Source organism: Streptomyces sp. NPDC013317, from assembly GCF_055563155.1.
This window is the reverse complement of the sequence record NZ_JBVHDX010000007.1, coordinates 260450-278274: the sequence shown is the minus strand read 5'-3', so window position 1 is coordinate 278274 and position 17825 is coordinate 260450. Positions and strand designations below refer to the sequence as shown.

Annotated in this window: 19 protein-coding genes; 11 read left to right on the top strand and 8 right to left on the bottom strand. The window is 71.1% G+C overall.

From position 1 onward, the window contains the following. Window positions 1-57: 57 nt before the first annotated feature. Window positions 58-543 carry a MarR family winged helix-turn-helix transcriptional regulator gene (locus ACZ3IJ_RS20635; protein ID WP_467470145.1) on the bottom strand — a complete coding sequence of 162 codons (486 nt, stop codon included), beginning with the start codon at window positions 541-543 and terminating at the stop codon, window positions 58-60. A gap of 177 nt (window positions 544-720) precedes the next feature. On the opposite strand from ACZ3IJ_RS20635, the gene ACZ3IJ_RS20630 reads away from it, so the two are divergent. The 3 genes from ACZ3IJ_RS20630 (at window position 721) to ACZ3IJ_RS20620 (ending at window position 2219) form a co-directional block, all read left to right on the top strand. Further along, window positions 721-1167: a helix-turn-helix domain-containing protein gene (locus ACZ3IJ_RS20630; RefSeq protein ID WP_467470143.1), complete on the top strand. Its 447-nt coding sequence runs from the start codon at window positions 721-723 to the stop codon at window positions 1165-1167. Window positions 1168-1195: 28 nt separating this feature from the next. Then, window positions 1196-1795 (top strand): hypothetical protein, encoded by a 600-nt coding sequence (locus tag ACZ3IJ_RS20625; protein WP_467470141.1) that lies wholly within the window; start codon window positions 1196-1198, stop codon window positions 1793-1795. A gap of 85 nt (window positions 1796-1880) precedes the next feature. Further along, window positions 1881-2219 carry a DUF2516 family protein gene (locus ACZ3IJ_RS20620; RefSeq protein ID WP_467470140.1) on the top strand — a complete coding sequence of 113 codons (339 nt, stop codon included), beginning with the start codon at window positions 1881-1883 and terminating at the stop codon, window positions 2217-2219. A 134-nt stretch (window positions 2220-2353) separates the two neighbouring features. Here ACZ3IJ_RS20620 and ACZ3IJ_RS20615 read toward each other — a convergent pair whose 3' ends face one another. From ACZ3IJ_RS20615 to ACZ3IJ_RS20605, 3 genes are all read right to left on the bottom strand, one after another. After that, on the bottom strand, window positions 2354-3601 hold the full coding sequence (locus ACZ3IJ_RS20615; RefSeq protein ID WP_467470138.1) for a PP2C family protein-serine/threonine phosphatase: 1248 nt from the start codon (window positions 3599-3601) through the stop codon (window positions 2354-2356). Between the two features lie 225 nt (window positions 3602-3826). Next, complete coding sequence (locus ACZ3IJ_RS20610; protein ID WP_467470135.1) at window positions 3827-4933, bottom strand: C40 family peptidase; 1107 nt, start codon at window positions 4931-4933, stop codon at window positions 3827-3829. A gap of 260 nt (window positions 4934-5193) precedes the next feature. Then, complete coding sequence (locus tag ACZ3IJ_RS20605; protein WP_467470133.1) at window positions 5194-6000, bottom strand: class I SAM-dependent methyltransferase; 807 nt, start codon at window positions 5998-6000, stop codon at window positions 5194-5196. A gap of 207 nt (window positions 6001-6207) precedes the next feature. On the opposite strand from ACZ3IJ_RS20605, the gene mshA reads away from it, so the two are divergent. Continuing rightward, window positions 6208-7551, top strand: coding sequence for a D-inositol-3-phosphate glycosyltransferase (gene mshA / locus ACZ3IJ_RS20600; RefSeq protein ID WP_467470131.1), 1344 nt, complete (start codon window positions 6208-6210; stop codon window positions 7549-7551). Continuing rightward, window positions 7544-8047 carry a type III secretion system chaperone family protein gene (locus tag ACZ3IJ_RS20595; protein ID WP_467470129.1) on the top strand — a complete coding sequence of 168 codons (504 nt, stop codon included), beginning with the start codon at window positions 7544-7546 and terminating at the stop codon, window positions 8045-8047. The genes mshA and ACZ3IJ_RS20595 overlap by 8 nt, the downstream gene beginning before the upstream one ends. Before the next feature lie 214 nt (window positions 8048-8261). Here the strand turns inward: ACZ3IJ_RS20595 and ACZ3IJ_RS20590 are convergent, their stop codons facing one another. Next, window positions 8262-9599 carry an MDR family MFS transporter gene (locus tag ACZ3IJ_RS20590; RefSeq protein WP_467470127.1) on the bottom strand — a complete coding sequence of 446 codons (1338 nt, stop codon included), beginning with the start codon at window positions 9597-9599 and terminating at the stop codon, window positions 8262-8264. A gap of 125 nt (window positions 9600-9724) precedes the next feature. Here ACZ3IJ_RS20590 and ACZ3IJ_RS20585 point away from each other — a divergent pair, with 125 nt between their 5' ends. The 3 genes from ACZ3IJ_RS20585 (at window position 9725) to ACZ3IJ_RS20575 (ending at window position 12217) form a co-directional block, all read left to right on the top strand. Next, complete coding sequence (locus ACZ3IJ_RS20585; protein WP_391800297.1) at window positions 9725-10483, top strand: phosphoglyceromutase; 759 nt, start codon at window positions 9725-9727, stop codon at window positions 10481-10483. A gap of 129 nt (window positions 10484-10612) precedes the next feature. Continuing rightward, on the top strand, window positions 10613-11587 hold the full coding sequence (locus ACZ3IJ_RS20580; protein WP_467470125.1) for a GNAT family N-acetyltransferase: 975 nt from the start codon (window positions 10613-10615) through the stop codon (window positions 11585-11587). 162 nt (window positions 11588-11749) lie between these two features. Next, complete coding sequence (locus ACZ3IJ_RS20575) at window positions 11750-12217, top strand: GNAT family N-acetyltransferase (protein WP_467470123.1); 468 nt, start codon at window positions 11750-11752, stop codon at window positions 12215-12217. A gap of 179 nt (window positions 12218-12396) precedes the next feature. Here ACZ3IJ_RS20575 and ACZ3IJ_RS20570 read toward each other — a convergent pair whose 3' ends face one another. Further along, entirely contained in the window at window positions 12397-12549 is a 153-nt protein-coding gene (locus ACZ3IJ_RS20570) for a hypothetical protein (RefSeq protein WP_467470121.1), read from the bottom strand. A gap of 141 nt (window positions 12550-12690) precedes the next feature. Next, window positions 12691-13371, bottom strand: a complete 681-nt coding sequence (phoU, locus tag ACZ3IJ_RS20565; protein ID WP_391800304.1) for a phosphate signaling complex protein PhoU — start codon at window positions 13369-13371, stop codon at window positions 12691-12693. Between the two features lie 262 nt (window positions 13372-13633). Here phoU and phoR point away from each other — a divergent pair, with 262 nt between their 5' ends. After that, complete coding sequence (gene phoR, locus ACZ3IJ_RS20560; protein WP_451054963.1) at window positions 13634-14863, top strand: two-component system sensor histidine kinase PhoR; 1230 nt, start codon at window positions 13634-13636, stop codon at window positions 14861-14863. Between the two features lie 5 nt (window positions 14864-14868). Further along, window positions 14869-15540 carry a two-component system response regulator PhoP gene (phoP, locus tag ACZ3IJ_RS20555; protein ID WP_465270246.1) on the top strand — a complete coding sequence of 224 codons (672 nt, stop codon included), beginning with the start codon at window positions 14869-14871 and terminating at the stop codon, window positions 15538-15540. A gap of 102 nt (window positions 15541-15642) precedes the next feature. On the opposite strand, the gene ACZ3IJ_RS20550 is transcribed toward phoP, so the two are convergent. Next, complete coding sequence (locus ACZ3IJ_RS20550) at window positions 15643-16323, bottom strand: DUF461 domain-containing protein (RefSeq protein WP_467470117.1); 681 nt, start codon at window positions 16321-16323, stop codon at window positions 15643-15645. 638 nt (window positions 16324-16961) lie between these two features. Between ACZ3IJ_RS20550 and ACZ3IJ_RS20545 the strand changes: the two genes are divergently transcribed. Beyond that, window positions 16962-17444 (top strand): CarD family transcriptional regulator, encoded by a 483-nt coding sequence (locus ACZ3IJ_RS20545; protein WP_003953493.1) that lies wholly within the window; start codon window positions 16962-16964, stop codon window positions 17442-17444. Window positions 17445-17825 lie beyond the last annotated feature (381 nt).

Here is a 17825-nt window from a genome sequence, read left to right as displayed (position 1 = left end):
CAGATAGTTCCGTTGCAGACTATCTTTTACGGATCGAGGTGGGGCGGGGTGGGAGGCTCAGCCCTTCTGTCGCGCCCGACGGGCCGGCCGCGCACCTTCGGCGGGTGTCTCCAGATGACCGGTGACCAGGCGGTTCAGCGCGCGCAGCAGCACTTCGCGCTCCGCGTCGGGGAGTGAGGCCAGGGCGCCGTGGTGCACCCGGTCGACGATCGCCTGACTCTCCGCCGCGACCTCCGCTCCCTTCGCCGTCACCGCGATGATCCGGGCGCGCCGGTCGGTGCTGGAGGGCCGGCGCTCGGCGAGACCGGCCTTCTCCAGGGCGTCGACGGTGACGACCATCGTGGTCTTGTCCATGTCCCCGATCTCGGCGAGCTGCGCCTGGGTGCGCTCCTCCTCCAGGGCGTGGACGAGGACGCAGTGCATACGGGGGGTGAGTCCGATCTCCCCGAGCTCGGCGGTCATCCGCGTCCGCAGGACATGGCTGGTGTGATCCAGGAGGAAGGAGAGGTCCGGTTCGGTGCGCGAGGGTGCCATGGCTGTCATGCCGGCCAGGGTAGGCTACTCGATCCGTCGCGGATTATCGGGAAGCGGACGACACCCGCCCGCCGGGCCTTTCGGGTGTGGCCGCCTCTCATCCGGCGGGGCGCCCGCGCGGTGAGGTGCGACACTCCTGCAAGCGCCTGCTTGCAAAAGTTAGCGCTGGATGTCATCGTCACCGTCATGGCATCACTCAACGTCGGCAACCTTGGCGAGTACCTCCGTGAGCAGCGGCGCACCGCGCAGCTGTCGTTGCGGCAGCTCGCGGAGGCCGCGGGGGTGTCCAATCCGTATCTGAGCCAGATCGAGCGCGGCCTGCGCAAGCCAAGCGCCGAGGTGCTGCAGCAGGTCGCCAAGGCCCTGCGGATCTCCGCCGAGACGCTGTACGTGCGGGCCGGAATCCTCGACGAGAAGGAGCGGGACGAGCTGGAGACGCGCGCCGTCATCCTGGCCGACCCCTCCATAAGCGAGCGGCAGAAGCAGGTGCTGCTCCAGATCTACGACTCCTTCCGCAAGGAGAACGCCGCCGAGGCGGCCGAAGCGGCCGGGGCGGTCCAGGCGACCGACGCCGCCGACGCCGCCGGTACCACCGATGCCACCGGCGTCACAGCCGGACCCACCCCGAGCTAGTACGTACACATCCGGGAGGACCACCACCATGGCCATCATCGAAGAACTGCGTACCCCCCTCTACTTCGCCGCCGGCACCGCCGACCTCGCCGTCCAGCAGGCCAAGAAGGTCCCCGGCCTGATCGAGCAGATCGCCGCCGAGGCGCCCGCGCGCATCGACGCCGTCCGCAACACCGACCCCAAGGCCGTGCAGGAGAAGGTCACGGACCGGGCCAAGGAGGCCCAGGCCACCGTGCAGTCGAAGCTCGCCGAGGTCGTCGGCAACCTCGACACCGACCTGAAGAAGCTCGGCGAGACCGCTCAGGACCTGGCCCTGCGGAGCGTCGGCGTGGCCGCCGAGTACGCGGTCAAGGCGCGCGAGAAGTACGAGGAGGTCGCCGCCCACGGCGAGGAGGCCGTCCGGGCGTGGCGCGGTGAGGTGGCCGAGGAGATCACCGAGATCGCGGTGGTCGTCGAGCCGGAGCCGGCGAGCGCGCCGGAGGCGAAGAAGGCCGAGTCCAAGGCCGCCCAGGTGCCCGCCGCCAAGACGGCCGAGCCCGCCGGTACGGCCGAGGCGTCCAAGCCCGCCCGCAAGACCACCGCCCGCAAGGCGCCGGCCAAGAAGCCGGTCACCGCCACCGAGAAGTAACCCGGGCACCAATCGGGGTGCCCGGCGCGTTGTACCGGGTACCTTGGCCGCGAGGGCTCCCCATCACTGACTAGGCGGTTCAGACATGTTGCGCGACGGATTCGACCTCGGTCTCTCCCTGGTGACGGACCTGGTCTTCCTCGGCTTCGCCGTCGTCTCGTTCGTCTTCGCCGCCATGGCACGCGAGGACGCGTATCGCGCGGCCGGCAAGCAGACCAAGAAGTTCTGGCTGATCATCCTCGGCATCAACCTCGTCCTGAACCTGGTTCTGGACATGTTCTTCCTGCAGATCGCCGGGGTCATCGCCGCCATCGTCTTCATGGTCGACGTGCGGCCCGCCATCAAGCAGATCTCGGGCGGCGGCGGCCGGCGCGGCGGATCGAGCAGCGACGGTCCGTACGGTCCCTACAACGGCGGCCGGTAGAAGCGCGGAGCCGGTCGGGCGGTACGGCCTCAGGTGCCGCAAGCAGGGCCTGTGGCGGTACCCGCCCGAACGGCACCGTCACCGGCACCGCACCACCCGTACGAGACGTTCGATGGGACCCAAGGGGCCCGGGGTCAGCCCCGGGCCCTTTCCAGTGCCAGGACCGCCACGTCGTCCGTCAGCTCCCCGCCGTTCAGCGAGCGCACCTCCGCCACCGCCGCCTCCAGGAGCTCCTCGCCCCGCAGGCCCTCCGCCAGCTGCCGGTTGATCATCTCGACCATCCCGTCCTGGCCGAGCCGGGGCGACCCCGGGCCCGCCGAGCGGCCCTCGATCAGACCGTCCGTGTACATCAGCAGGCTCCACGCCCCGCCCAGCTCCACCTGTCGCCGGGGCCAGCGGGCGCGCGGCAGCAGGCCGAGGGCCGGGCCGCCGTCCTCGTACGGGAGCAGCCGCGCGGGCCGGTCCTTGCGGGCGATCAGCGGCGCGGGGTGCCCGGCCAGGCAGAGGCCCGCCCGGCGACCGTCGGGGGCGATGTCGACCGTGCAGAGCGTCGCGAAGATCTCCTCGCTCTCCCGCTCGTGTTCCAGGACGCGCTGGAGCGTGGAGAGCAGCTCGTCACCGCAGAGGCCCGCGAAGGTGAGCGCGCGCCACGCGATGCGCAGCTCCACGCCGAGCGCCGCCTCGTCGGGACCGTGCCCGCAGACGTCGCCGATCATCGCGTGGACCGTGCCGTCGGGGGTGCGGACGGTGTCGTAGAAGTCGCCGCCGAGCAGCGCGCGGGAGCGGCCGGGCCGGTAGCGGGCGGCGAACCGCAGGTCGGAGCCCTCCAGGAGCGGGGTGGGGAGCAGCCCGCGCTCCAGCCGGGCGTTCTCCTGGGCCCGCAGCCGCGATTCGGTGAGCTTCACCTGCACCGCGTCGGCCCGCTTGCGCTCGACCGCGTAGCGGATGGCCCGGCTCAGCAGCCGGCCGTCGAGCTCCTCGCGGAAGAGGTGGTCCTGGGCCCCGACCCGTACGGCCTCCGCCGCCAGCTCCGCGTCGGCCGAGGCCGCGAGCGCCAGGACGGCGTGGCGCGGCGCGAGCCGCAGGATGTGGCGCAGGGGCGCGAGCGTGTCGTCGCCGGCGGCGCGGGGCCCGGGGAGGGCCAGGTCGACGAGGACGCAGTGCACGTCGTCGGTGAGGAGCCGCTCGGCCTCGGTGAGGTTCCGGGCGGTACGGATGCGGACGCGGGTCCCGTCGACGTCGTCGAGCATCTCGGGGACGGCGAGGGCACCCGCCGGGTCGTCCTCGACGACGAGCAGCGTGAGATCGGTGCCTGTCACAGCGGGCACAGCGCCGGGCGCCTCAGCAGAGACGATTCTCTGGCGCGGTACGGGTACGGGCATCGGTCGTGGTTTCCTTCCCTCCCCCCGAGGGCGCGGCGGGGCGACGAACGACGTCCCGCCAGACGGGGACCATAGCGGTACCGCACCGGGCAGCGGAATGGCGATCACGGTACGAGCATCGATGGTCCCTTGGCATATGCCGCGCATGGGGAGGTTGTTGCCCGCGGAGCCATGACGAACATCACGCCGGAGGGCCTCCGGAACGGAGCCCTCCGGTGGCGTGGGTCACTCCGGGCGGACGACTCCCAGGATCTCCATCGAACCCGCACCCGCGAGGGTCACGTTCCGCCCCGGACGCGGTGCGTGCACCATCGCCCCGTTTCCGACGTACATCCCGATATGACTGGCGTCCTTGTAGTAGACGATCAGATCGCCCGGCCGCATGTCCTTGATGTCCACCCTGGGCAGCAGGCGCCACTGCTCCTGCGAGGTGCGCGGGATGTTCCGGCCCGCCTTGCCCCAGGCCCGCTGGGTCAGCCCCGAGCAGTCGTACGAGTCCGGGCCCTCGGCCCCCCACACGTACGGCTTGCCGATCTGCGCCGTCGCGAACTCCACGGCCCGCCTGCCCTGGGGAGTCGCCGTGTTGTTCAGGCCCTTGAGGACACCGGTGTCCAGCCAGGCGGTCTGCGCCCGGTACTGCTCCTGCTCCTCCAGGCGCAGCAGCCGCGCGCGCTCCTCGGCCGCCAGCTCGGACTCGAGCTTCTTGGCGGCGGCTATCTTCTCCTCGATGTCCTTCTTCGCCCCGGCCTGCTTGACGCGGTTGGCCTCCAGCTTGGTCCAGTTGGTGCCCGCGTCCTTGGCGTAGACGGTCAACTGGGCCTGCGTCCTCGTCATTTCGGCCAGCAGGTCCTTGGTGGCCTTCTGGCCCTCCTTGAGCCGGCCGGCGTTGTCCAGGAAGAGCTGCGGGTCGTCGGTGAGGACGAACTGGGCGCCCTCGGGAAGCCCGCCGTTGCGGTACTGGGCACGGGCCGCCGCACCCGCCTGCGCCTTGAGCGCGTCGATCTTCTCGCGTCCGGCGACGATCATCTTGGCCAGCCGCACGATCTCGGCGGACTGTTCCTTGGTCTGCTCCTCGGCGAGGTTGTACGCGTCGGTGGCGGCGGCCGCCTTCCGGTACAGGCCGTCGATCTCCTTGCGCACCTCTTCGAGGGTCTTCTTCGGAGCGTCGGGCGGGAGCGGAGCCGCGGGTGCGGTGGGTGCCGCGGGCGAGGCGGGTGCCGCCTTGGGAGCGGCCGGGGCCGCCGAGGCCTGGAGCGTCAGCGCGGGCGAGGCCAGCACCGTCAGGGCGCAGACCACGGTGATCGCGGCGTTGACACGGCGGCGTCGGTTCACAAGCTCCCCCTCGTACGGCCCGCACCGGTATCTGATTTACCGTCAGTAACTTCGTCGTGACCTTGGTGATGGTGCCACGCGGAACGCGAAAGCAACAGGGGATACCGGGCCCTGTCGGTCACTTTCCCCCACAGGGGACGAGTGAGGTGGGTGTTGCGTTCCCGACGTGCCGCGAATTCACCGGCAGTTGGCATCCGGACGGCCCTTCAGGTGACTCTTCGGACGACCCTTCGGGTGGCACTGCGAGCGGCGCGCGTCCGTCAGCGGGGCGCGAGTGCTTCCCAGCCGACCGTCACTTCGCCCTGGCGCCACCGCCGGTGCCCGTCCGTCAGGGGCCAATCCGCCGCCAGATCGCGTACGGCCCGGATCCAGCGCTGCCGCGCGCCGAGCGAGGCGAACGGAGCGGCCGCCGCCCACGCCCGGTCGAAGTCGCGGAGGAACGCGTGCACCGGTTCGCCGGGCACGTTGCGGTGGATCAGCGCCTTCGGGAGCCGCTCCGCGAGGTCCGACGGCCGGTCGAGCGAGCCGAGGCGGGTCGCGAACGTCACCGTCCGCGGACCGGTGCGGTCGAGCGCCACCCACACGTGGCGCCGCCCGATCTCGTCGCAGGTTCCCTCGACGAGCAGCCCTCCCGGCGCCAGCCGCGCGCACAGCCGCGCCCAGACCGCGGCCACCTCGTCCTCGTCGTACTGCCGCAGCACGTTCGCGGCCCGGATCAGCGCGACCTCGCCCGGTACGGGGACCTCGAAGCCGCCGTGCAGGAAGGTGAGCCCCTCCGTCTCGTACGGACGGGCGGCGGCGACCCGGGCCGGCTCGATCTCGATGCCGACGACCTCGGTACGCGGGTCGGCCGCGCGTAGCCGGGCCAGGAGCTCCACGGCGGTCCAGGGGGCGGCCCCGTAGCCCAGGTCGACGGCGACGGGCGGCTCGGCGGAGCGGCGCAGGGCCGCGCCGTGGACGGCGGCGATCCAGCGGTCCATGCGGCGCAGCCGGTTGGGGTTGGTGGTCCCGCGGGTGGCCGTGCCGACGGGGCGGCTCGGGGTGCGGAGCGTGGTGCGCGGGGCCATGGAACGAGGGTAAGGGGCGCGCCACGCCGTGGGTGCACGGCAATGAATTGGCAAAACGGAAATGGATGGCGGCATTCCGGTGTTGTCGGGCGTGAAGGACGCACTACGCGTCCCTTTAGCCGTGCCCGCACCCGCGGGCCCGCGCCGCCCGCACCGCCCGCACCACCCCGCAAGGCCCGCCCTCCTCTCAGCGGAAGGACCGTCGACGTGAGCCAGTACGTGTCCCGGCTCGCCGGCTCCCTGGCGACGCCGCCCCGGCTCCGGCTCCCCGGACGTCACCGGACCCCGCGCCGGGTGGCCATGCTCAGCGTCCACACCTCGCCCCTCCACCAGCCGGGCACCGGCGACGCGGGCGGCATGAACGTCTACATCGTCGAGCTGGCCAAGCGCCTGGCCGCCATCGACATCGAGGTCGAGATCTTCACCCGGGCCACCACCGGCGGCCTCGCCCCGGCCGTCGAGCTCGCCCCGGGCGTTCTCGTACGCCATGTGGACGCCGGGCCCTACGAGGGCCTGGCCAAGGAGGAGCTGCCGGCCCAGCTCTGCGCCTTCACGCACGGTGTGATGCGGGCCTGGGCGGGCCACCGTCCCGGCTACTACGACCTCGTCCACTCCCACTACTGGCTCTCCGGGCACGTCGGCTGGCTCGCTGCCGAGCGCTGGGGCGTCCCGCTCGTCCACGCCATGCACACCATGGCCAAGGTCAAGAACGCGGCGCTCGCCGAGGGCGACACCCCCGAGCCCGCGGCGCGGGTGATCGGCGAGACGCAGATCGTCTCCGCCGCCGACCGGCTGATCGCCAACACCGCCGAGGAGGCCGACGAGCTCGTCCGCTTCTACGAGGCGGAGCGGGCGAAGGTCGCCGTCGTCCACCCGGGCGTGAACCTGGACCACTTCCGCCCCGCCGACGGCCGCGCCGCCGCCCGCGCCCGCCTCGGGCTGCCCGCCGACGCCTTCATCCCGGTCTTCGCGGGCCGTATCCAGCCGCTGAAGGCCCCCGACATCCTGCTGCGGGCCGCGGCCGTGCTCCTCGACCGGGATCCGTCGCTGCGCTCGCGCATGATCGTGCCGATCGTCGGCGGGCCGAGCGGCAGCGGCCTCGCCAAGCCCGAGGGGCTGCAGAAGCTCGCCGCGCGGCTGGGCATCGCGGACATCGTCCGCTTCCACCCGCCGGTCGGCCAGGACCGGCTCGCGGACTGGTTCCGGGCGGCGTCGGTGCTGGTCATGCCCTCGTACAGCGAGTCGTTCGGTCTGGTCGCCATAGAGGCGCAGGCGGCCGGGACCCCGGTCGTCGCGGCCGCGGTGGGCGGCCTTCCGGTCGCGGTACGGGACGGCGCCACCGGCTTCCTCGTCCCGGGCCACGACCCGGCCGACTACGCCCACGCGCTCGGGCGGTTCCTGGCCGACCCCGCGCTCGCCGGCCGGATGGGCGCGGCGGCGGCGCGGCACGCGGAGTCCTTCGGCTGGGACACGGCGGCGTCGGGAACGGCGGACGTGTACACGGCGGCGATGCACGATCATCGCCGTCGCGTACGCTCGCACCATGGCTGATCGAGCTGAGGACGTACGGCAGGTCGTCGAGGACACCCTCAAGGACGCCGAACTGGAGTGGGAGTCGCCCGAGCCCGGCTCGTACGTGGTGAAACTCCCCGGGACGCGCAAGCTCTTCACCACCCTGTCGCTGCGCGTCGGCCGCCACTCCCTCTCGCTCAACGCCTTCGTCATCCGTCACCCCGACGAGAACGAGCCGGGCGTCCACCGCTGGCTTCTGGAGCGCAACCTCAAGCTGTACGGCGTGAGTTACGCGGTCGACGGCCTGGGCGACATCTATCTGACCGGCAAGCTGCCGCTGGCCGCCGTCACCCCGGACGAGCTGGACCGGCTCCTCGGCTCTGTCCTCGAAGCGGCGGACGGCTCCTTCAACACGCTCCTGGAGCTGGGCTTCGCGAGCGCGATCCGGCGCGAGTACGAGTGGCGGGTCTCGCGCGGCGAGTCGACCCGCAACCTCGACGCGTTCACCCACCTGACCCAGAAGCCCGCGAACTGACTCTCCGCCCGCCGTCATCGCGCGGGATCGGGCGCTCCTGGGCGGACCCTGCACGACCCCTTCCGTACTCGCCATGGCCGTGCCATGCGGCTCGGTCCGCCCCCGGAACCTGTACGAGCCCCAGCGGGCGCTCGGCCGCTGACGCGCGAGAGCCCCCGGCGCCGAGGGGAGGGGCCGGGGGCTTCGCGGACTCAGGGACGGGGGAGCCGGAGTGTCACGAGGCCGCGTCCTGCGGCTCGGGCTCGCGGGCGCCGGCGGCCACGGGCTGGGTGAGTGAGGGCGCTTCCGCGAGGGTGGCCACGGGCTTGGTGAGCGTCGGCGACGCGTCCACCGGGGTGTCGTCCGCGAGGGCCTTGCGGAGCCGGGTCGTGTAGCCGATCGCCGCGACGGCTCCGATGACGGCGGTGCCCATCCAGAGGTAGTCCGGCCCCGGTCCGTCGACGACCCAGCCCGCGAGGATCGGCGCGAGGAAGCCGGACAGTGCCCAGGACATGCCCATCACGCCCTGGTAGCGGCCGCGGGCGTGCTCGGGGGCGAGCTTGGCGGTCGCGGCGGCGTTGGTGGGGACGTGGACCATCTCGCCGATGGTCCACACGACGACGGTGGCCGCGAAGACCAGCGGGGTGCCGGCGAGGGCCGTGGCCCCGGTGCCGACGGCGAAGAGCAGCGAGGAGACGGTGAGCAGCGCGGCAGGGGAGCGCTTCTCGGTCACCTTGTTGACCAGCAGCTGGAAGGCGACGATCACGACACCGTTGACGGCGATGACGGCGCCGTACGCACCCGGCTCCAGTCCGGCCGCCGCCATGGTGAGGGGCAGGCCGACCCAGGGTGCGGTGAAGACGAGGCAGACGAGGAGGTTGAGGAGGACGAGCGTACGGAAGGGGGCGTCGCGCAGGACGTCCAGGACGCTGACGCGGTCCTTCTCGACGATCTCGCCGGCCGGATTCCGGCGGGCCTCGGGGCGTGTCTCGGGAAGGCGGAGGAAGACGATCAGGGCGCAGAGCGTGACCGCGACGGCCTCGACGACGAAGAGAGTGCGGTAGCCGAGGAAGATCGCGGCGCCACCGCCGAAGGCGGCGACGGCGAAGCCGAGGTTGAGGGCCCAGTAGTTGAGGGCGAAGGCCCGGCGGCGGTCGTGCTCGGGGACCATGTCGGTGATGGTCGCCGAGATGGACGGCCGGACGGCCTGCATGGAGACGCCCATCACCAGGACGACGGCCGCGACGCCCCAGCCGGTGGAGACCAGCGCGAGGGCGGCGGCACAGGATGCCGTCACCAGGTGCATCGTGACCATCGTGGGCCGTCGGCCCCACTTGTCGGTGAGCGTGCCGCCGAGCGGGGAGCCGGCGACGCCGCCGAGACCGTGGAGGGCGACGACGAGTCCGGCGAACCAGGCGGAGTGGCCGAGCTCCCGGGTGAGGTAGAGGGAGAGGAAGGTGAGCACGAAGGCGCCGGTCCGGTTCACCAGGGTGGAGAGCCAGAGCCACCAGAAGCCGGAGGGGAGTCCGGAGACCGTCGCGCGTGCTGATCGTCTGAGCGAGTCGATGGACATGTGTGGCCGGCCCCCCGTGTATGTAAGTCCCTCTAGCGGCACCCGTAACTTACGCATCTCATACGCCGGACGCCAGCGAATTGACGGTGCACGTCAATCGTCGGGCGTCGATTAGGCTCGGGCGCATGGCCGACGCACCGTACAAGCTGATCCTCCTCCGCCACGGCGAGAGCGAGTGGAACGCCAAGAACCTGTTCACCGGCTGGGTGGACGTCAACCTCACCGAGAAGGGCGAGAAGGAGGCGGTCCGCGGCGGTGAGCTGCTCAAGGACGCCGGCCTGCTGCCCGACGTGCTGCACACCTCCCTCCAGAAGCGCGCCATCCGCACGGCGCAGCTCGCCCTGGAGTCCGCCGACCGCCACTGGATCCCGGTCCACCGCTCCTGGCGCCTGAACGAGCGTCACTACGGTGCGCTCCAGGGCAAGGACAAGGCGCAGACGCTCGCGGAGTTCGGCGAGGAGCAGTTCATGCTCTGGCGCCGCTCGTACGACACCCCGCCGCCGGCGCTCGAGGACGGCACGGAGTTCTCCCAGTCGGCCGACCCGCGCTACGCGACGATTCCGCCGGAGCTCCGTCCGCGGACGGAGTGCCTGAAGGACGTCGTCGACCGCATGCTGCCGTACTGGTACGACGGCATCGTCCCGGACCTCCTGGACGGCAAGACGGTCCTGATCGCGGCCCACGGGAACAGCCTGCGCGCGCTGGTCAAGCACCTGGACGGCATCTCGGACGAGGCCATCGCGGGCCTGAACATCCCGACGGGCATCCCGCTCTCCTACGAGCTGGACGAGAACTTCAAGCCCCTCAACCCGGGCGGCACCTACCTCGACCCGGAGGCGGCGGCCGCGGCGATCGAGGCCGTGAAGAACCAGGGCAAGAAGTAACTCTCACTCACGAAAGAGCCCCCTACCTGCGGTTTCCCCGCCGGGAGGGGGCTTCTTCGTGCCCGGGGCCTTCTGCGGGTCCGTCAGGGCCGTGGTGCGATGGAAGCGGGGGCGGAAGGGAGAGCGATCATGCCCGGAGCGAAGCGAACGGATGTCGCCGCCTCGGTGTCGGTCCGTCCACTGGCCGAGCCGGACCTGGATCGGGCCGACGCGATCTTCAGGGTCGCCTTCGGGACCTTCCTCGGGGACCCTGAGCCGGAGACGTTCTTCGCGACCGCCGACTATGTCCGCACCCGCTGGGCGGCAGATCCGCACGCGGCCTTCGTGGCGACCGTCGACGGCGAGGTCGTCGGATCGAACTTCGCCGCCGACTGGGGCAGCGTCGGGTTCTTCGGCCCGCTGACCGTGCGTCCGGATCTGTGGGACCAGGGCATCGGCCGGCGCCTCATGGAACCGGTCATGGCCTGCTTCGACACCTGGCAGACCCGCCACCTCGGCCTGTTCACCTTCTCGCACAGTCCCAAGCACCTCGAGCTCTACCGCCGGTACGGCTTCTGGCCCCGGTTCCTCACGGCCGTCATGAGGAAACAGGTCGCCGGCGGTGCCGCGGTCTCCGGGCGAGTGCTGTACAGCGAGCTGACCGCCGCTGAGCGGACCGGCGCACTGAGCCGCAGTCGCGTACTGACGGGGGCCGTGTACGAGGGCCTGAGCCTGGAGCGCGAGATCACGGCCACGCAGGCTCAGGGGCTCGGTGACACCATCCTTCTGGTGGGCGCCGAATCCGAGCTCGACGGAATGGCTGTCTGCCACTGCGGGGCGGGGTCGGAGGCCGGTGAGGACGTGTGCTTCGTCAAGTTCGGCGTGGTGCGCCCGGGCCCGGACGCCGCGGGCCGGTTCGAACGACTGCTGGACGCGTGCGAGCAGCTGGCCGTCGAGAAGGGGTTGGGGCAACTGGACGCCGGAATGAACCTGGCCCGCGAGGATGCGTACCGGCGCATGATCCACCGCGGCTTCCGTACCTGGCTCCAAGGCGTGACCATGCACAGGCCCAACGAGTCCGGCTACAGCCACCCGGACGCCTATGTGATCGACGACTGGCGCTGAGTCCGTCCGCGGCGGCAGGCCGCGGGGCCGGCAACGTCGACGACGCCGAGAGCGCCGCCCGGCTCATCCTGCCGGGGGAAGCCCGACCGCGGCCCGCCCGCCGACTACGCGGCGCGGCCTATTCACGAGCGTCGTCCCCGAGGTGTCGTTAGCCTCCGCGTCATGTCTACCGCACTCCGTCTCGAGAAGATCACCCCCGACAACGTCGACGCCGCGATCGCCCTGCGCGTCCATCCCCACCAGGAGAAGAACGTCGCCCCCGTCGCGAACTCGCTGGCGGAGGCGTACGCCTTCGGTGAGCCCGCCTGGCCCCGCCTCATCTTCGACGGCGACGAGCTCGTCGGCTTCCTGATGGCCTTCCTCGACATCCAGTGGGCCCCGAAGAAGGACCCCGAGGACTACCGCAGCGGGCTCTGGCGGCTCAACATCTCCGCCGATCACCAGGGCAAGGGATACGGGCGCTTCGCCGTCGAGGCGGTGCGTGAGGAGATACGGCGGCGGGGCGGCAGTCTGATGTACGTGTCGTGGGAGGGGGACGAGGACGGCCCCGGCGACTTCTACCGCAAGCTGGGCTTCCGCGAGACCGGTGAGACCACCGGGGGGCAGCCGGTCGGTGTGCTCGACGTGTGAGGCCGCCGCGACGGCGACGCGAAAAGCCCCGCGTGAAAGGCTCGTGTGAAGAGCCCTGCGTATAAAGCCCTGCCTAAAGCCCCGCGTGAAGGCCCCGCGTGAAAGCCACCGCGTGAAAGGCCCCGCGGGAAAAGCCCCGCCCGGGGGCGAATCCCGGGCGGGGCCTTTCGGTCCGACGGCTACCCCGAGCAGCCCCCGCACTGGCACGGTCCGCCGGACTGGCAGCCGCAGCCGCAGCCCGCGCCGCACCCGCAGGCGCCGAGGACGGGCAGGAGGACCGCGCCGCGCGGCGGCTCCTGCTGGGGTTCGGTGGTCGTGGCGGATTCGGCCATGGGGGTCCCTCCTCGAAGGCGTACATCGCCTCCCCCCATTGCATGCCCAGCCCACCGGGCGCATCAACGGCGCACAGGAGTGCGAGCCTCCGCCCGCAGCCGGCGCCGTTCGCGCCGCCGCCCGACTCGCCCGCCCGAGGGCTACGCGCCTTCGACCGGGGCGTCCGACTGCTGGAGCTCGTCCGCGTGCTCGCCCGTCACCAGGTACACCACGCGCTTCGCCACCGACACCGCGTGGTCCGCGAACCGCTCGTAGTAGCGGCCCAGCAGCGTCACGTCGACCGCCGTCTCGATGCCGTGCCTCCAGCGGTCGTCCATCAGATGCTGGAACAGCGTCCGGTGCAGCAGGTCCATCTCGTCGTCGTCCTGCTCCAGCTGGAGCGCCAGGTCGACGTCCTTCGTGATGATGACCTCCGCCGCCTTCGCCATCAGGCGCTGCGCCAGCTGACCCATCTCCAGGATCGTCGCGTGCAGGTCGCGCGGCACGGCCGTGTCCGGGAACCGCAGCCGCGCCAGCTTCGCCACGTGCTGCGCCAGGTCGCCCGACCGCTCCAGGTCCGCGCTCATGCGCAGCGAGGTCACCACGATCCGCAGGTCCGTCGCCACCGGCTGCTGGCGGGCCAGAAGCGCTATCGCCCGGGCCTCCAGGTCGTGCTGCAGGTCGTCGACCTTCTGGTCCGCGGCGATCACGCTCTCCGCGAGCTTCAGGTCGGCGTCGAGCATGGCCGTCGTGGCGCGCCCGATCGCCGACCCGACCAGGCGGGCCATCTCGACCAGGCCCTCGCCGATCGAGTCAAGTTCCTCGTGATACGCGTCCCGCATCGATGTCCCTCTCTCGCAGTCGTCCGGGGTCCGCTCGTGCTCGGACCCCCACGCTCCCACGTTCGACCGCCGACAAGTCAGGCGCGTCCACCCCAAGTGAATGAACCCTTTCCCCTCGGTGAACTCTGAGCGACGTACGCCGTTGTTCCGGCCAGGCCAAATGAACCAGCACAGTCCCTACGGTGAACTCTGGGCGACGACTGTTCGAGCAGCCACACGGACGGCTGGGAGAGTGTCCACCGGCCCGCATAACCTGGATGGCATGGACGTGAACGCGGCGGTCGCCGCATTGGCAGCGATCGCCGGGGTGTGCACCGGCGTGATCGCCATGCTGGCGTTCCGCTGGAGCGAGCGCGACCAGGCGCGACCCACCCGGACCTCCCTGCACACCGACGCAGTGCTCCCGCCCGGCGTCGACACCGTGCTTTCCGTGCTGCGATCCTCCGCGGTCGTGCTCGACGAGAGCGACTCCGTGGTCAAGGCCAGCTCGGCGGCGTACGCCCTCGGTCTGGTCCGCGGCGGAAAGCTGGCCGTCGAGCCCATGCTCAACATGGCCCGCGACACCCGCCGCGACGGGGAGATACGGCAGGTCGAGCTCGACCTGCCCCGGCGCGGTACGGGACGCGGTGAGGCCCTCGCGGTCTCCGCCCGCGTCGCCCCGCTCGGCTCCCGCCTGGTGCTGCTCCTGGTCGAAGACCTGACCGAGGCCCGCCGTATCGAAGCGGTACGGCGCGACTTCGTCGCCAACGTGAGTCATGAGCTCAAGACTCCGACAGGCGCCCTCTCGTTGCTCTCCGAGGCTGTCATGGACGCCTCGGACGACCCCGAGGCGGTCACCCGCTTCGCCGGCCGCATGCAGATCGAGGCGACCCGCCTGACCAACCTCGTACAGGAGCTCATCGACCTCTCCCGGGTACAGAACGACGACCCGCTGGAGGACTCCGAGCCGGTACGGGTGGACGAGCTGGTCGCCGAGGCCATCGACCGCTCCCGGCACGCGGCCTCCACCAAGCAGATCACCATGGCCTCGGGAGGCACCGCGGACCTGCACGTGTGGGGCAGCCGTGGACAGCTCGCCGCGGCCCTCGGCAATCTCGTCGAGAACGCCGTCAACTACTCACCGGCCCGTACGCGGGTGGGCATCGCGGCCCGCCGTGTCTCGGCACCCGGCGGCGACCTGATCGAGATAGCGGTGACCGACCAGGGCATCGGCATCTCCGAGAAGGACCGCGAGCGGGTCTTCGAGCGCTTCTACCGCGTCGACCCCGCCCGCTCCCGTGCCACCGGAGGCACGGGGCTCGGTCTCGCCATCGTCAAGCACGTGGCCGCCTCGCACGGCGGAGAGGTCACCGTCTGGAGCACCGAAGGCCAGGGCTCCACGTTCACCCTGCGGCTGCCCGAGGCGGGCGCCGTACGGGACCGCCGCCCGCCCGCCTCCCCCACCCCCGATCTCATGACCGAACCGCTCCCTGCCCCGGAGGTCCTTCCGTGACCCGAGTGCTTGTCGTCGAGGATGAGGAATCCTTCAGCGACGCCCTGTCGTACATGCTTCGCAAGGAAGGCTTCGAGGTCGCGGTCGCCGCGACCGGGCCCGACGGCCTCGACGAGTTCGAGCGCAACGGGGCGGATCTCGTCCTCCTCGACCTCATGCTGCCGGGGCTGCCCGGCACCGAGGTCTGCCGCCAGCTCCGCGGCCGCTCGAACGTCCCGGTCATCATGGTGACCGCCAAGGACAGCGAGATCGACAAGGTCGTCGGGCTGGAAATAGGAGCCGACGACTATGTGACGAAGCCCTTCTCCTCGCGGGAGCTGGTCGCCCGCATCCGCGCGGTGCTGCGCCGCCGCGGTGAGCCGGAGGAGGTCACGCCCGCCGCCCTGGAGGCCGGCCCGGTCCGGATGGACGTGGACCGCCACGTCGTCACGGTCTCCGGCGGCAAGGTCGACCTCCCGCTGAAGGAGTTCGACCTCCTGGAGATGCTGCTGCGGAACGCGGGCCGCGTCCTGACCCGTATGCAGCTGATCGACCGGGTCTGGGGCGCCGACTACGTGGGCGACACCAAGACCCTCGACGTCCACGTCAAGCGCCTGCGCGCGAAGATCGAGCCCGACCCGGGCGCGCCGCGGTACCTGGTGACGGTGCGCGGCCTCGGCTACAAGTTCGAGCCGTAAACCGCCGTACACGGCCACGAGGTCTGCGTCCGTACGTGAAGGGGCGCCCCGCCGGAGTGATCCGGTGGGGCGCCCCTTCCGCGTACGGGTGTGACGGGAGTGTCAGTGACCGGTCGAGCTGCTCGCGCCGCCCGTGGGCGTGGCGGTGCCGGCCGGCGTGGCGGTGCCCGTGGGGGTCGCGGTGCCCGTCGGGGTGGCCTCGCCGCCGTGGCCGGCGTCGCCGGTCGGCGTCGCGGTGGCGGTCGGCTTGGCGGCCGGGGGCTGCGGGATCTCGGTCGGACCGTACTCGGCGAAGTAGCCGGTCGCCGGGACGACGAAGGCCGCCAGGGAGACGTCCCCGGTCCGGCTGAGCTTGAAGACGAGTTCCTGGCCGTCGCCGTCCTTCACGGCCTCGTGGCCGTTCTCGATCGTGGCGGAGGCGTTGCCCTTGCCGCCGATGACGACCGAGCCGCCCGCGGGGATCGTGATCGGGCCGGAGCCCGTGGCGGCCTTGAGCACCACCGGCGCGGGGGAGCCACCGAGCGTGATCGAGTCGAGCGTCTGCGGCGCGCTGCCGTTGTTGAACACCGTGGCGGAGACGACGGCCGGGCCCGGGGCCCCGGTGGTCGGCTGGGTGATCACGAGGGCGTTCTGGATCTTGACGTCCTCGACGGTGACGGCGGCGTTGTCAGGCCGGACGCCGAGCGTCTGCGCGTCGTTGCCGGCGCCACAGGCGGACAGCGAGGCGATCGAGATCACGATGGCGGTGGCGGCGAGGGCGCCGCGTCGAAGGCTGCGGCTCACGGCGGCGGCAACTCCTTGGACGTACGGACGGGCAGGGACGACCGGCTGGAGTCGAGCTCAGGACCAACCGGCTAAGGAAGAGCTAAAGGTGCGTCAGCGGGCTTAGGTTACCGAGCCACCCTCTCCGTCCCGCACCCGACCCGCCCCTTCGAGCCCCCGGGCCCTGGGGCCGCGGTCGCCACTCGCTTCGTGATCGCCTTCGCCGTGGCCGGATCACGTCGCATTGGCGCTCCGTTCACATAACAGACTTGATCAATTCGGTGACCGTCCGCGCATTCCCTCACGCGCCTCACGGAAAAGCCCGAGTCACACCGTCGGGTGATCAATTCGGGATTCGGTCCGGGATGCATCCGCACGGGTGACCGATCCTCGAACGGAGTACGCGAAGATGTCCGCTCCGAAACCGGCAAAACGGGACATCCCACCTCCTCCGGGGTGCTCCGGGCAGGTGTGGCGGGCGCGTTTCTCTCCGTCCGTACAGCCGCTCCGACCTGCGAATACCGGCTTCCGGAAGCCCTGCGCAGCACGTTCGCGTCGCTGTTGTCAAGCCCTGAGATATGCCCTGACCTGCGAAAACGCCATTCAGAAGAAGCAGTTTCCGTGTTACCCTGGATAGCCACGGAAGGGGTACCTGTCACATGACGTTCAAGGTTGGCGACACCGTGGTCTATCCCCATCACGGGGCCGCGCTGATCGAGGCCATCGAAACTCGCCAGATCAAAGGCGTGGACAAGACCTACTTGGTGCTCAAGGTCGCCCAGGGCGACCTGACGGTTCGTGTGCCGGCGGACAATGCGGAGTTCGTCGGTGTTCGCGATGTGGTTGGTCAGGACGGTCTTGACCGGGTCTTCGAGGTGCTGCGCGCGCCGTATGCCGAGGAGCCCACGAACTGGTCCCGGCGCTACAAGGCGAACCTCGAGAAGCTCGCCTCCGGCGATGTCATCAAGGTCGCCGAAGTGGTCCGCGACCTGTGGCGCCGGGAGCGCGAGCGCGGTCTCTCCGCAGGTGAGAAGCGCATGCTCGCCAAGGCTCGGCAGATCCTGGTGAGCGAGCTGGCGCTCGCGGAGAACACGAACGAGGACAAGGCCGAGGCTCTCCTCGACGAGGTCCTCGCGTCCTGAGCGAAGGCTATGCCGCGGTGCCCGATGACGTGCTGTGTCCCACACACAGCGCTGTCGCCGGGCGCTGCGGCATGTTTCGTGTCCGGACCGGGTGATCCTCCCGACGCGCTCCAGCACTGCCGACTGCGCCGGGTGATCTTCCGGTCGGTCTCGCGTCCGGTCGATCTCACGTCCGGGTGATCTCGGGGTGACGTCCGTCTCGTGACGCGTCCGTCCACGAAGCTCCCGTACCCCTGCCCCCCTCGCGTCCCACGGCTCTGTGCCACTCGCAACGCCCCGACCGTCGTCACGGAAAGGGCCCGGTCAAGGCGTCGCGTCCAGCACTCCCCCAGACTTCGTCCGGGGGGACCCCCAAGGCCATACCCATGTCGGCCGAGCAAA